The sequence below is a fragment of the Pseudomonas synxantha BG33R genome, assembly GCF_000263715.2.
GTDB lineage: Bacteria > Pseudomonadota > Gammaproteobacteria > Pseudomonadales > Pseudomonadaceae > Aquipseudomonas > Aquipseudomonas synxantha_A.
In genome coordinates this window covers 3,152,410-3,165,397 of sequence record NZ_CM001514.1, presented here as the reverse complement: position 1 = coordinate 3,165,397, position 12,988 = coordinate 3,152,410, and the positions used below count along the sequence as shown (strand labels likewise).

The following is a 12,988-nucleotide window of genomic DNA, read 5'->3' as shown; positions in this document are numbered from 1 at the left end:
CCTCACGTGTTTTCATGTCATTGTGTGTGCCAGTGTCTACGGCCGATCAGCGATGTGTCGGCGCAAACTGCCGATTATGCGGGTTGGTGATCTTTGCCGTTGGCAGTATCGGCTGCGCATGGCGCCGACCATCGAAGTATTGATTGGATTTCGTGCCATACAGGCGTTCGGTGCCTGTGCGGGGATGCATCTCGCCCTGCTGCTGGGCTTGATCACCGCCGTCGGCCCGTTTGCCATCGACATCTACCTGCCCGCGCTGCCAACCCTGGGCGCAAGCCTTGGGGCCTCACCGGCGGCGGTGCAGATGAGCCTCACCGTGTTTTTCATGGTCATTGGTGTGTGCCAGTTGTTCTACGGGCCGATCAGCGATGTGTTCGGGCGCAAACTGCCGATTTATGCGGGTTTGGTGATCTTTGCCGTTGGCAGTATCGGCTGCGCATTGGCGCCGACCATCGAAGTATTGATTGGATTTCGTGCCATACAGGCGTTCGGTGCCTGTGCGGGGATGGTGATCCCGCGGGCGATCGTGCGCGACCTGTACACCGGCCATGAGGCAGCGCGCCTGATGGCTTTGCTGATGCTGGTGATGAGTGTTTCGCCAATCCTCGCGCCGCTGGCCGGCAGCCTGGTGATTTCGATCTGGAGTTGGCGCGAAGTATTTGCTGTGCTGGCGGTGGTCGCCGTGCTGTGCCTGGTCATGACCATCGTGCAACTACCGGAAACCCACCCGGCCGAACGCCGTTTGGGCAAGACCCTGGGCAATGCATTCGGCAGTTATGGAGCGCTGTTGCGCGACCCGGTATTCACCGGGTTATCGGTGGTGTGCGGGTTTGGTCTTGCGACCTTCTTTGTATTTATCGGCAGCGCGCCCTTCGTATACATCGAATATTTCGGCCTGACACCGACGCAGTTCAGCCTGTGTTTTGCCCTCAACGCCGCCTCGTTTTTTGCCATGAGCCAACTGACCGCACGCCTGAGCGCACGGTTTGGTCTGGCGCCGCTTATTCGTTGGTCGGTGGTCGCAGTAGCCACGGTCATGGCCCTGTTGGCAGCCACCACATTCTGGGGTGATAGCCTGTCCTTGATGATGGGCCTGCTGTTTGTCGGGTTCGGTTTTCTCGGCCTGTTGCTGCCGGCGGCAGGTGTGCTGTCGCTGGAAGATCATGGCGCGGTGGCAGGCTCTGCATCTGCCTTGCTTGGCGCGATCCAGATGGTTACCGCGGCCGTTTCGATGACCCTGGTGGGCGTGTTCGCCGACCATACTCCTGCACCGATGTTGATCGGCATTGCGCTATGTGCGCTTGCCGCGATGCTCACCACGCTGTGGACCTTGCGCCGGTTGCCGGCGCACCTGGCCTCAAGCGTCCCGCCCTCCTCCTGAGGCTTGCCCTACCCCGTCCAGCTCACAGATCAAAGCGGTCCACTGCCCTGCGCCGCTCGTTGTCGTCGCGTACGTCATAGCTGGCGGTGGTCTGGATATTGGTGTGATGCGCCAGTTTCTGGGCGATCGACAAATCATGCTCTTCGATCACTCGGGTGATGAACGAACGGCGGAAATCATGGGGCATGATTTTCACACCCACCTGATCACCGCGCTGCCGAGCAATGTAATAAATCGCATGTTTGGTAATGCGTTCGCGCGTGATGTGGCTGCCCCGGCGGATACGGTTGAACAGAAAGGTGTCGTCCTGCTCACCTTCCTTGAGTTGTTCACGACGAAACTCAAGCCACGCCCGCAGTTTTGCGAACGCCCAGTCCGGCGCGTACTTGATCAGTTCCTTATTACCTTTGCCGATCACCCGCAGGCTGCGCTGATCAAAATTGATCTGCGCGAGGTCGAGATTGACCGATTCCGACTTGCGCATCCCGGAGCCATACAACAGGCCGATCACCGCGGCATCCCGCAGGCCCTGGGGCCGAGGATCGGCTGCGCATACATCGAGCATCTCGCGGATCAGTGTACGACGCAGGTTGCGGCCCTGCCCCAGGCGCGTACCGGCGGCAGCCTTGACCGAGCGCATCTTCAACAGGTGATCCTGGCTGATCAAGCTCATGCGCCACGCTTCATTCATCACCCCACGTATCGCATTCACATACAGCGATGAGGTATTCGGCGCATAGCCGTCCTCGCGCAATGCGGCCACCAGTGCGACGACGTGTTCGGGTTGCAGTAGATGCCAGTCGATGTCTTCGAGGTTGAGGTCTTCGAAACCCAGGCGGTCGGCGGCATCCTGCAGCACGTAGCGCATGGTCAGTTGGCTGGAGGGCGCCAGGCGAGTGAGGTAGAGGGTCAGCGGGTTGCGGATAGTCTCGGTCAAGGGATCAGCCTTTGGATTAAATACATCAATCAACTCATTGATTAATCGATGTATTTAGTGGGTTGGCGAAGACTGAGTCTAACCCAGGCGCGGCCCTGGCACAAAATCACGGCGCCAATTCGACTTCCTCTGCCGGTTCCTGCGGTTGCGCCAGGGACTGGCTCCAGTCAGCGTCCTGTCGCTGCATCAGCGCAAACCAATGCCCACGCATAAACGTCAGGTAGCCAGCCGGGGCCTTGGCAAAGTCCTTCTCGTCGCCATAGCAGCCTGGCAGTGGCAGTTCGGTGCCCTGCTCCTTGTACTGGCTGACCAACTTCTGTTGGGCCTCGACGCTGCAGTCAGTGGGCAACGGCATGCCGCGCAGGGCACCGGCATCTTCGTCCCACCAACTGGCGCCGACGCGATCGAGGCCGCGCAGGCGATACTTGCCGGACTTGCCGACCCGCATGATCAGCTTGAACTCATTGGGGCTCACATCACTGGTACAGGTGCGCGAATAACCGACCGTGACCTGGGTATTGCCGTCGCGCAGCAGGTCGGTGACTTTGGTGGCCGCCTGATCAAAGCGCAGGCTGGCGTCGAACTCGCAGCGTTGCACGTCGTCGTGCAGCATCCAGACGCGCTTGGGGCGGTCGCCCTTAAGCAGGTACTGCGCTGCGTAAACAAACGCCGACTGGGTGCCATCATCCTCCCGCTCGCTGACCTGCTCGGCGAGTACCAGCAGGTTCTTGCCCTGAAGGTCATCCCAGGTATAAGCAGCGACTTGCTTGCCGGGCACTTCCACACCTTCCGGCACCTGTTCGATGCTGGTCAGTGCGATCCCTTCATCAGCGCGTACGCTGGTGACACAGGCCATCGTCATCAATAATCCCATCAACGCAGGCCGCAACTGGCCGCGCAAAAGCTGCACGCTATTCATCCGAGTACCCTGGCAAGAGATGGCTTACTTTACCGGCACTTGAGCGCCAATGCAGAGAAGATTGTTCAATCACTGGCATTGGCCTAGCGGGAGCGCCCGAATTGAACCAAACGCCCAGCACAGCGTTCCGATCTGACCATCCGGCCTGCACATGTAACGCCTTGATTACTTAGCTGAACCCTAGCTGTCTACCTGTCAAATAAACGAGTTTTTCATCCGCCTTTCATATTCGTTGCACACATTTGCGCTTAACCTTGTAAGCAGTACTTCAGGGCATTCCGTGATTTATCGACTAACCTGTTGATTACGCTTTATCTTTAGCGCCGCGTTGTCATCTGCGGGCTGTAGTTCTGCCCAATAATTGCTGCTGTTTTCACGCGTCAAGTTGCTCCAGCCGAGGTCATGAAACTTTGAAACCCTACCCTATTCATTGCGTGTCGATCGTTATCCCGGTCTACAACGAACAAGAGAGCCTGCCGGAGCTGCTGCGTCGTACCACGGCAGCCTGCAAGCAGCTGGCCTACGAATACGAAATCATCCTGGTGGATGACGGTAGCCGCGACAATTCGGCCCAACTGCTCGAAGACGCCGCCGCCGAAGAAGGCAGCCATGTTGTAGCGGTGATCCTCAACCGCAACTACGGCCAGCACGCCGCTATCATGGCCGGCTTCGAACAGTGCCGTGGCGAAGTCGTAATCACCCTCGACGCCGACTTGCAGAACCCGCCGGAAGAGATCCCGCGCCTGGTTGAGCAAGCTGCCCTGGGCTACGACGTGGTCGCCACGGTGCGTAACAACCGCCAGGACTCGGCGTTCCGTCGCTGGCCGTCGCGCTTGATCAACCTGGCCGTGCAGCGCTCTACCGGCGTGGCCATGACCGACTACGGCTGCATGTTGCGTGCCTACCGCCGCACCATCGTCGACGCCATGCTCGCCTGCCGTGAACGCAGCACCTTCATCCCGATCCTGGCCAACGGCTTTGCCCGCCATACCACGGAAATCCTCGTGCACCACGCCGAGCGTGAGCACGGCGAGTCCAAATACAGCGCCATGCGCCTGATCAGCCTGATGTTCGACCTGCTGACCTGCATGACCACCACACCATTGCGCCTGCTGTCCATCGTCGGTTTCAGCCTCGCGGCGTTGGGCGTGCTGTTCGCCTTTGCGCTGATCGTCATGCGCCTGGCCTTCGGCGCCGATTGGGCGGGTGATGGTCTGTTCGTGCTGTTTGCGGTGCTGTTCGTGTTTACCGGTGGCCAGTTCATCGGCATGGGCCTGCTGGGCGAATACCTGGGCCGCATGTACAGCGATGTACGCGCCCGCCCGCGCTTCTTTATTGAAAAAGTGCTGCGCAACCAGCCGGCAGCACCGACTCCAGTCGTCGTCGTTGACGGCCTGGTGTCTTCCCATACTTCTACTTCTCCTTCCGATCAGGTTCAGTCATGAGTTCAAAAGCTGTTGTCTTCGCTTACCACGATATCGGCTGTGCAGGCATTGAAGCCCTGCTCGGTGCGGGTTACGACATTGCTGCCGTGTTCACCCATGCCGATGACCCCAAGGAAAACAATTTCTACGGCTCCGTGGCCCAGCTCTGCGCACGCCATGGCATCCCGGTGCACGCCCCGGAAGACGCCAACCACCCGCTGTGGGTCGAGCGCATCGCCAAGTTGAACCCGGAGTACATCTTCTCCTTCTACTACCGCAACCTGCTGAGCGAACCGCTGCTGGCCATCGCTCGCAAAGGCGCGTTCAACCTGCACGGTTCGTTGCTGCCTAAATACCGTGGCCGCGCCCCGGCCAACTGGGTGTTGGTCAACGGCGAAACCGAAACCGGCGTCACCCTGCACCGCATGGTCAAGCGTGCCGATGCCGGCGCCATCCTCGCCCAGCAGAAAGTCAGCATCGACCGCACCGATACCGGCCTGAGCCTGCACGCCAAGTTGCGTGATGCGGCCACAGCCTTGCTGCGCGACGCGCTGCCACAATTGGCCCTGGGCAAGCTCACCGAAACCGCCCAGGACGAAAACCAAGCCACCTATTTTGGCCGCCGCACTGCCGCCGATGGCAAGCTGGACTGGAAAAAGCCTGCCGAACAACTGTTCAACCTGGTGCGCGCGGTGACGCAGCCGTACCCGGGCGCCTTCTGCGCAGTGGGCGAGCACAAGCTGATCGTATGGCAAGCCGACGTGGTCAAGGGTAACGACGGTTTGGCGCCAGGCCGTGTGATCAGCGTCAACCCGCTGCGTATTGCCTGCGGTGAAGACTCCTTGGTCATCAAGTTTGGCCAGCGTAACGAAAACGGCCTGTACCTGGCCGGTCCGGCCCTGGCCGATGAACTGGGCCTGGTGGATGGCTCCGTACTGCGCGGCGCCGAGTCTGGCCGCAAGCCACGTCGTACCCGCGTGTTGATCCTGGGCGTAAACGGCTTTATCGGTAACCACCTGTCCGAGCGCCTGCTGCGTGACGACCGTTACGAAGTCTATGGCCTGGACATCGGCTCCGACGCCATCGAGCGCCTGCGCAGCCACCCGAATTTCCATTATGTGGAAGGCGATATCAGCATCCACACCGAGTGGATCGAGTACCACATCAAGAAATGCGACGTGGTCCTGCCATTGGTTGCCATCGCCACGCCAATCGAATACACCCGTAACCCACTGCGTGTGTTCGAACTGGACTTCGAAGAAAACCTCAAGCTGGTGCGCTACTGCGTCAAGTACAACAAGCGTGTGATCTTCCCCTCGACCTCCGAAGTCTATGGCATGTGCCAGGACCAGTATTTCGATGAAGACACCTCCAACCTGGTGGTCGGCCCGGTCAACAAGCAGCGCTGGATCTACTCGGTGTCCAAGCAACTGCTGGACCGAGTGATCTGGGCCTACGGCGACAAGGGCCTGAAGTTCACCCTGTTCCGTCCGTTCAACTGGATGGGCCCGCGTCTGGACCGCCTGGACTCTGCGCGTATCGGCAGCTCCCGCGCCATTACCCAATTGATCCTGAACCTGGTGGAAGGCACCCCGATCCGTCTGTTCGACGGTGGTGAGCAGAAGCGTTGCTTTACCGACATTGCCGACGGCATCGAAGCGCTGGCGCGCATCATTGATAACGACAATGGCGTGTGCGACAGCCAGATCATCAACATCGGCAACCCGGAAAACGAAGCCAGCATCCGCCAGTTGGGCGAAGAGCTGCTGCGTCAGTTCGAGGCTCACCCGCTGCGCCACAACTTCCCGCCGTTCGCCGGTTTCCGCGACGTCGAGAGCAAGGCGTTCTACGGCACAGGCTACCAGGACGTGGCGCACCGCAAACCGAGCATCGAAAACGCCAAGCGCCTGCTGAACTGGGAACCGAGCGTGCAGATGAGTGAAACCATCGGCAACACCCTGGATTTCTTCCTGCATGAAGCCATGCTTGAAATTGCGGATAAAAAGTAATGCAGGCAGGTCTTCGCATCGACGTCGACACCTACCGTGGTACCCGTGAAGGTGTGCCGCGGCTGCTCGAATCCCTGGATGAAGCCGGGGTAAAGGCGACGTTCTTCTTCAGTGTCGGCCCGGACAACATGGGCCGCCATCTGTGGCGCCTGATTCGGCCACAGTTTCTGTGGAAGATGCTGCGTTCCAACGCCGCCGGCCTGTATGGCTGGGACATCTTGCTGGCCGGCACCGCCTGGCCCGGCAAGCCGATCGGCCGCGACCTGGGGCATCTGATGCGCCAGGCCAAGGCCGCCGGGCATGAAGTCGGCCTGCACGCCTGGGATCACCATGGCTGGCAGGCCAACACTGGGCGTTGGAGCGAGGCACAGCTGGTCGAGCAGATTCGGCGTGGTGTGCAGACTTTGAGCGACATCCTAGGCGAGCGCGTGGACTGTTCAGCCGCCGCAGGGTGGCGCGCCGACGAACGCGTGGTGCAAGCCAAGCAAGGCTTCAATTTTCGCTACAACAGTGATTGCCGGGGCAGCAGCCTGTTTCGACCGACACTGGCCGATGGCAGCGCGGGCACCCCACAAATTCCGGTAGACCTGCCGACCTTCGACGAAGTCGTCGGGCCGGTGGTGGCTGCCAATGATTTCAACCGCTTCATCCTGGACCGGTTCAGCGCAGCGAAGCTGAACGTCTACACAATCCACGCAGAAGTTGAAGGGATTCTGATGGCCAATGATTTTCGCCAGTTGCTCGCCCAGGCAGGGCAACGCGGCATTGATTTCAAACCCTTGGGTGATCTTCTGCCCGCAGATGTAACCACCCTGCCCCAACAAAAACTGGTGCGCGGCGCATTGAGCGGCCGCGAGGGTTGGTTGGGAGTACAGCAGGCATGATTCGTCGCTGGGCCTTGCCCCTGCTCCTGCTGGCGTTTGCCGCGTTTTACCTGCTGCCGCTGGCCACCCATGGCCTGTGGATTCCCGATGAAACCCGCTATGCGCAGATCAGCCAGGAAATGCTGCTGACCGGCAAATGGGCCTCACCGCACTTCATGGGCATTCGTTACTTCGAAAAACCCGCCGCGGGCTACTGGATGATTGCGCTGGGCCAGGCGATTTTCGGGCAGAACCTGTTCGGCGTGCGGTTTGCCTCGGCCTTGAGCAGCGCCTTGAGCATTGTGCTGGTTTACCTGGTATCCCGCCGCTTGTGGAACGACCCGCACAAAAGCCTGGTCAGCACCCTGCTGTACATGAGCTTCGTCAGCGTGGCGGCCCTCGGTGGTTATTCCAACCTGGACCCGCAGTTCACCTTCTGGGTCAACCTGACCGGCGTAGCGTTGTGGTTCTGCTTTGACAGCAGCACGCGGCGCGGCCGACTGTGGTCCTGGGCGCTGTTGGGTTTCGCGTGCGGCATGGGCTTCATGACCAAGGGCTTCCTGGCCTGGTTGCTGCCGGTATTGATCGCCCTGCCCTACGCCCTCTGGCAAAAACGCCTGGGTGAGTTGTGCACGTTTGGCGGCGTGGCCGTGGTGGTTGCAATTGCTGTCAGCGTGCCGTGGGCATTGGCTGTGCACCTGCAAGAACCGGACTACTGGCATTTCTTTTTCTGGCACGAGCACATCCAGCGCTTTGCCGGGGAAGATGCCCAGCACGCTGAGCCGTTCTGGTATTACCTGCCGCTGCTGATAGCGTTCGCGCTACCGTGGGTAGCCCTGTTGCCGTCCACGCTCAAGCAGGCATGGCTGCAAAAGCGCGCGCCGAAAACCGCATTCCTGCTGCTATGGCTGTTGATGCCGCTGGCGTTTTTCAGCCTGGCCAAGGGCAAACTGCCCTCCTACATCATGCCTTGCATGCTGCCCCTGGCGTTGCTGATGGGCTCGACCTTGAGCGACAAGCTCAAGCAAGGCCACGGTCGCGTCCTGCGCATCAATGGCTGGCTGAACCTGGCGATCGGTGTGCTGGTATTGCTGGCCCTCAGCTGGTTCCAGTTGAAAAAACCGGTGTACGAGCCGGGTGAGGAAACCTTCAGCCTGGTGCTGGTGTTCATCTTCCTGTTCGGTTGGATCGTGGTCAACCTGCTACAAGCGGCACGGCCCTTGACGTTGTGGGCCGCGCCCCTGATTGGCAGTGGGCTACTCGTGGTATTGGTGCCTGCGGCATTGCCCCATTCGGTGGTTTATAACAAGACCCCGGACCAGTTCATCATCGATCACATCGAGGAATTACAGCCCACTGTCGCCCTGTTGAGCAATGATCTGGGCGCTGCTTCTGCACTGTCCTGGCGCCTCAAACGACCGGATATCACGCTTTACAACACCTCGGGCGAGGTCAAGTACGGGCTGGCCTACGCCGACACGGCCCATCGGCTGGTCGACCGTAACGCGATCCAGGCGTGGATGGCGCAAACCCGCCGCACCGGGGCCGTGGGTGTGGTGATGCGCGTCAACAGCCAGGGCGAAAAGGACGAGCTCGCGTTGCTGCCCACCGATGGCAAGCGTTATGCCCAAGGCAAGATCGTGATCCTGATTTTCCCGCAGGTCGCGCCATGACCACCCTGCTGCTGTTGCTCACAGCCTGCTTGCTCACCTGCATGGGCCAGGTCTCGCAAAAGTTCGCCGTGGAAAGCTGGCGGAACCTGCCTCAAGGCTGGGCATTGAAGCTGCGTTCGCCGTGGTTATGGTCAGCGCTGGTGTGCCTGGGCCTGGGCCTGCTGGTGTGGCTGCTGGTATTGCAACGCCTGGAAGTGGGGATTGCCTACCCCATGCTCAGCCTGAATTTTGTGCTGGTCACGCTGATGGCGCGCTTTGTATTTCACGAACCCATTGATGGCCGCCACTGGCTGGGTGTGGGGCTGGTGATTGCCGGCGTCGTGCTGCTGGGGCGCCAGGTATGAGCCGCATAAAGGGTTTCGCCCTGGCCCTGGGCAGTGTCGGCCTGGTGAGTGTCGCCCAACTGGGCATGCGCTGGAGCATGACGCGCTTGCCCTTGCCCACCGAGTGGCTGGCCGCCTTCACCCGCAACAGCATCGACCTGAGTGCCCTGGGCGTGGTGATCCTGGCGATCATTGCCTACGCGCTGTCGATGCTCTGCTGGCTTGGCGCACTCAAGCATTTGCCTCTGGGCCGTGCCTACTCGCTGCTCAGCATCAGCTACGCGTTGGTCTACCTGCTGGCCGCCAGCCTGCCGGTGTTCAACGAAGCTTTCTCGCTTTCAAAAACCCTGGGGGTGGCCTTGGTCATCCTCGGCGTACTGGTTATCAACTCTCGTCGTGCTTGCACCTCAAGTCCCAGGAATACCCCATGAAAATCAGCGTATTTGGTAGTGGTTACGTTGGTCTGGTACAGGCCACTGTATTAGCCGAAGTCGGTCACGATGTCATTTGCATGGACGTTGACAAGAGCAAGGTCGAGTCGCTCCAGAAAGGTCACGTGACCATCTTCGAGCCGGGCCTGGCCGCGATGGTCAAGGACAACCTGGAAAGCGGACGCCTGCATTTTACCTACGACGAAAAACTCGCTGTCGAGCACGGTGAAGTGTTGTTCATCGCCGTGGGTACGCCGTCGGATGAAGACGGCTCTGCCGACCTGAAATACGTGCTATCGGTGGGTGACGCCGTGTCCCGCCATCGCGTGCAGCCGGTGATTCTGGTGGAGAAATCCACCGTGCCGGTCGGCACCGGTGACACCCTGCGCGCTCATATCCAAAAGAACCTGAATGCCGCTGGCCGTCAGTTGGAGTTCGATATTGTCTCCAACCCGGAATTCCTCAAGGAAGGCTCGGCCGTTGCCGACTGCCGCCGCCCGGACCGCATCATCATTGGCTGCGAGCGCGAGGAAGTACGTGAGGTCATGCGCGACCTGTACGCGCCGTTCAATCGCAACCACGACCGCATCATCTTTATGGACCTGCGCAGCGCCGAACTGACCAAGTACGCTGCCAACTGCATGTTGGCCACCAAGATCAGCTTCATCAACCAGATTGCCGAACTGGCCGAGCACCTGGGCGCCGATATTGAATCGGTGCGCCTGGGCATTGGTGCCGACTCGCGAATCGGCTACCACTTCATCTACCCAGGCTGTGGCTACGGCGGCTCGTGCTTCCCCAAAGACATGCGTGCCTTGATCCATAGCGCCAAGCAAGCCAACTGCTCCAGCGACCTGCTCGAAGCAGTGGAAGCCATCAACCAGCGCCAGAAGAGCAAGCTGTTCGAGCGCATCAATGCGTTCTTCAAAGGCAATCTGAAGGGCAAGACTTTCGCCCTGTGGGGCCTGGCCTTCAAGCCCAACACCGATGACATGCGCGACGCTCCCAGCCGCGTGCTGATGGAAGCCTTGTGGGCCGCCGGTGCCAATGTGCGCGCCTTCGACCCGGAAGCCATGCAGGAAACCCAGCGGATCTATGGCGACGACCCGCGCCTGATGCTGATGGGCACCCCGGAGTCCACCCTGGGCGGCGCCGATGCGCTGATCGTGTGCACCGAATGGCAGCAATTCAAGGCGCCGGACTTCGACCTGATTCACCAGCGCTTGAAAACACCGGTGATCTTCGATGGCCGCAACCTGTATGACGGCGAACGCCTGACACGCAAAGGCTTCAAGTATTTCCCCATTGGCCGTGGCGATTCCTGCGAGTTGCCGATTCCCCAGCAAAACTGGGTGGAACAGGTCAGGGATGTCGGCTAGGTGAACAAGGCTTTCCCATCCATGCAGAGCGCCACAATCCGCCGCCAGTCACTGGGGCTTGGGCTCTTGGCGCTGGTGCTGTTTATCGCCGGCAACTGGCACCAGGCAATTATTGGCTTTGATTCACGCTTCGTGGTGTTTGCCCAGGAAATGCTGCGCCACGGACCAGGTTTCTTCCCCACGACCTACGGCCAACCGTATGCCGACTACCTGGCGACTTCAACGCTGCTGACCTGGCTGCTGTCGTTGCCATTGGGCCAGGTCACCAGCCTGACGGCATGGCTGCCCACCGCGGTCGCGTCAGCAGTGATCGTAATGCTGGTCTACCGCCTGACTGCGCCCTACTCCCCGCGCTGGGGGCTGTTGAGCCTGGCAATGTTGCTGCTCAGCAGCACCTTTGTCAGCGAAACCCGCGCGGTCTCCCTGGACCAGATGCTCGCCGCCGTGACCCTGGCGGTGTTCTATCTGGGCTATGCCCATGATCACTTCGCTGCTGCCAAGCGCTTGCATTGGGTGTTTGTGTTGCTGCTGCTCGGGTTTGCACTGCGTGGGCCGATTGGCCTGGTGATCCCCACAGGCGTGTTGTGCAGCTATTACCTGATCAACCGCCAGTGGCGCCGCCTGTTCAGTTTCGGCCTGCTGGCGTTGGCGCTGCTGGCGGCGTGCGTCGGTCTGTTGCTGCTACTGGCCAAGCTCAGCGGCGGCGAAGACTTCATGCATGACGTGATTCGTATGCAGTTTCTGGGGCGCATGGATGGCAGCGAAGGCTCCGGCGGTGTGCTGTATTACTTCACCAGCTCCATGGGTAACTACGCGCTGGCTTATCCGCTGGCAGTGTTGGTACTGGCGGCTGTCATGATCGGCGGGCGGCGCACACCGGATCCGGCATTGAAGCTGGTGTTGTATTGCGCAGCCGCGGGTGTGCTGGTGATGGTGGGCCTGTCGGTGCCACAGGCAAAAAAAGCGCGCTATATCCTGCCGATGTTGCCGATGGCAGCGATCATTGCCGCGTATCCGTTCCAGGCGACACAGGGGCGACTGTTTGCCTGGCTGCGCGGCCTGATGCTGGGCGTCTGGACGCTATTGCCGACGCTGTTGGTGATTGGCCTGCTAGCCGCACGGCGGCGTTATCCGGAGCCGCTGGCCCACCTTGAAGTGATCTTCGCCGTGCTTGGTCTGCTTCAGATCCTGGCGCTGCTGACACTGCTCAAGTCCCGGCTGCGTACGTATGGCCCGGCCCTGGCTGCAGTGCTGGCCCTTTGGACAACCTACATCCTGGTGGTCGAACCCCTGGAGCGTCGGTTATACGACACCCGCACGTTCAGCCTCGCCGTCAAGGCTCAAGTCCTGCAGCAACCGGCGCCCGTGGTGCTGCACGCGCTGGGTAAAGACGCCAAAGCCATCAAGTTCATGGTCAACTTCGATTGTGACAAGGTCCCGCTGTTTACCCAATTGCCCATTGAATTGAAGCCGATCCAGGCCCCGGCATGGTTGGTCATGAGCCAGGCCGACTTCGAAGGGCTGGACGATCCACGCTTGCGTTCGATCACGCCCACGCTGACCGGCGAGTTCGACAAGAACCCTTACGTATTGCTGCATTTGGTAAAAACCACGGTGCCATGAGCACTTTTCTAGGGGCGTTGTAAGAA

11 protein-coding genes are annotated in these 12,988 nt (G+C 60.2%); 9 read left to right on the top strand and 2 right to left on the bottom strand.

From position 1 onward, the window contains the following. The first annotated feature begins 184 nt into the window (after nucleotides 1-184). A complete protein-coding gene (locus PSEBG33_RS13375; protein ID WP_032803887.1) occupies nucleotides 185-1,381 on the top strand; it encodes a multidrug effflux MFS transporter in 1,197 nt (398 codons plus the stop codon). A 22-nt stretch (nucleotides 1,382-1,403) separates the two neighbouring features. On the opposite strand, the gene PSEBG33_RS13380 is transcribed toward PSEBG33_RS13375, so the two are convergent. Further along, the gene (locus PSEBG33_RS13380) at nucleotides 1,404-2,318 is read right to left on the bottom strand and encodes a site-specific integrase (protein WP_005788332.1); all 915 of its coding nucleotides are present in this window, start codon (nucleotides 2,316-2,318) and stop codon (nucleotides 1,404-1,406) included. 106 nt (nucleotides 2,319-2,424) lie between these two features. After that, entirely contained in the window at nucleotides 2,425-3,237 is an 813-nt protein-coding gene (locus PSEBG33_RS13385; RefSeq protein WP_005788330.1) for a M949_RS01915 family surface polysaccharide biosynthesis protein, read from the bottom strand. A gap of 410 nt (nucleotides 3,238-3,647) precedes the next feature. Between PSEBG33_RS13385 and arnC the strand changes: the two genes are divergently transcribed. Genes arnC through PSEBG33_RS13425 form a run of 8 tightly spaced genes read left to right on the top strand, consistent with a single transcriptional unit; the run spans nucleotide 3,648 to nucleotide 12,962 of the window. Next, on the top strand, nucleotides 3,648-4,682 hold the full coding sequence (arnC, locus tag PSEBG33_RS13390) for an undecaprenyl-phosphate 4-deoxy-4-formamido-L-arabinose transferase (RefSeq protein ID WP_005788328.1): 1,035 nt from the start codon (nucleotides 3,648-3,650) through the stop codon (nucleotides 4,680-4,682). After that, on the top strand, nucleotides 4,679-6,670 hold the full coding sequence (gene arnA / locus PSEBG33_RS13395; protein WP_005788327.1) for a bifunctional UDP-4-amino-4-deoxy-L-arabinose formyltransferase/UDP-glucuronic acid oxidase ArnA: 1,992 nt from the start codon (nucleotides 4,679-4,681) through the stop codon (nucleotides 6,668-6,670). The genes arnC and arnA overlap by 4 nt, the downstream gene beginning before the upstream one ends. Then, nucleotides 6,670-7,554 (top strand): 4-deoxy-4-formamido-L-arabinose-phosphoundecaprenol deformylase, encoded by an 885-nt coding sequence (arnD, locus tag PSEBG33_RS13400; protein ID WP_005788324.1) that lies wholly within the window; start codon nucleotides 6,670-6,672, stop codon nucleotides 7,552-7,554. The genes arnA and arnD overlap by 1 nt, the downstream gene beginning before the upstream one ends. Next, entirely contained in the window at nucleotides 7,551-9,206 is a 1,656-nt protein-coding gene (gene arnT, locus PSEBG33_RS13405; protein ID WP_005788322.1) for a lipid IV(A) 4-amino-4-deoxy-L-arabinosyltransferase, read from the top strand. Before arnD ends, arnT begins: the two co-directional genes overlap by 4 nt. Beyond that, nucleotides 9,203-9,550, top strand: coding sequence for a 4-amino-4-deoxy-L-arabinose-phosphoundecaprenol flippase subunit ArnE (arnE, locus tag PSEBG33_RS13410; protein ID WP_005788320.1), 348 nt, complete (start codon nucleotides 9,203-9,205; stop codon nucleotides 9,548-9,550). The genes arnT and arnE overlap by 4 nt, the downstream gene beginning before the upstream one ends. Continuing rightward, entirely contained in the window at nucleotides 9,547-9,960 is a 414-nt protein-coding gene (arnF, locus tag PSEBG33_RS13415) for a 4-amino-4-deoxy-L-arabinose-phosphoundecaprenol flippase subunit ArnF (protein ID WP_005788319.1), read from the top strand. Before arnE ends, arnF begins: the two co-directional genes overlap by 4 nt. Further along, nucleotides 9,957-11,339 carry a UDP-glucose dehydrogenase family protein gene (locus PSEBG33_RS13420; RefSeq protein WP_005788317.1) on the top strand — a complete coding sequence of 461 codons (1,383 nt, stop codon included), beginning with the start codon at nucleotides 9,957-9,959 and terminating at the stop codon, nucleotides 11,337-11,339. The genes arnF and PSEBG33_RS13420 overlap by 4 nt, the downstream gene beginning before the upstream one ends. Continuing rightward, the gene (locus PSEBG33_RS13425; protein ID WP_005788316.1) at nucleotides 11,340-12,962 is read left to right on the top strand and encodes an ArnT family glycosyltransferase; all 1,623 of its coding nucleotides are present in this window, start codon (nucleotides 11,340-11,342) and stop codon (nucleotides 12,960-12,962) included. The last annotated feature ends 26 nt before the right edge of the window (nucleotides 12,963-12,988 follow it).

Coding starts and splice junctions, on each gene's coding strand:
- PSEBG33_RS13375 (WP_032803887.1), top strand. CDS start 185: ATGCATCTCGCCCTGCTGCTGGGCTTGATCACCGCCGTCGGCCCGTTT.
- PSEBG33_RS13385 (WP_005788330.1), bottom strand. CDS start 3,237: ATGAATAGCGTGCAGCTTTTGCGCGGCCAGTTGCGGCCTGCGTTGATG.
- arnA (WP_005788327.1), top strand. CDS start 4,679: ATGAGTTCAAAAGCTGTTGTCTTCGCTTACCACGATATCGGCTGTGCA.
- arnD (WP_005788324.1), top strand. CDS start 6,670: ATGCAGGCAGGTCTTCGCATCGACGTCGACACCTACCGTGGTACCCGT.
- arnT (WP_005788322.1), top strand. CDS start 7,551: ATGATTCGTCGCTGGGCCTTGCCCCTGCTCCTGCTGGCGTTTGCCGCG.
- arnE (WP_005788320.1), top strand. CDS start 9,203: ATGACCACCCTGCTGCTGTTGCTCACAGCCTGCTTGCTCACCTGCATG.
- arnF (WP_005788319.1), top strand. CDS start 9,547: ATGAGCCGCATAAAGGGTTTCGCCCTGGCCCTGGGCAGTGTCGGCCTG.
- PSEBG33_RS13420 (WP_005788317.1), top strand. CDS start 9,957: ATGAAAATCAGCGTATTTGGTAGTGGTTACGTTGGTCTGGTACAGGCC.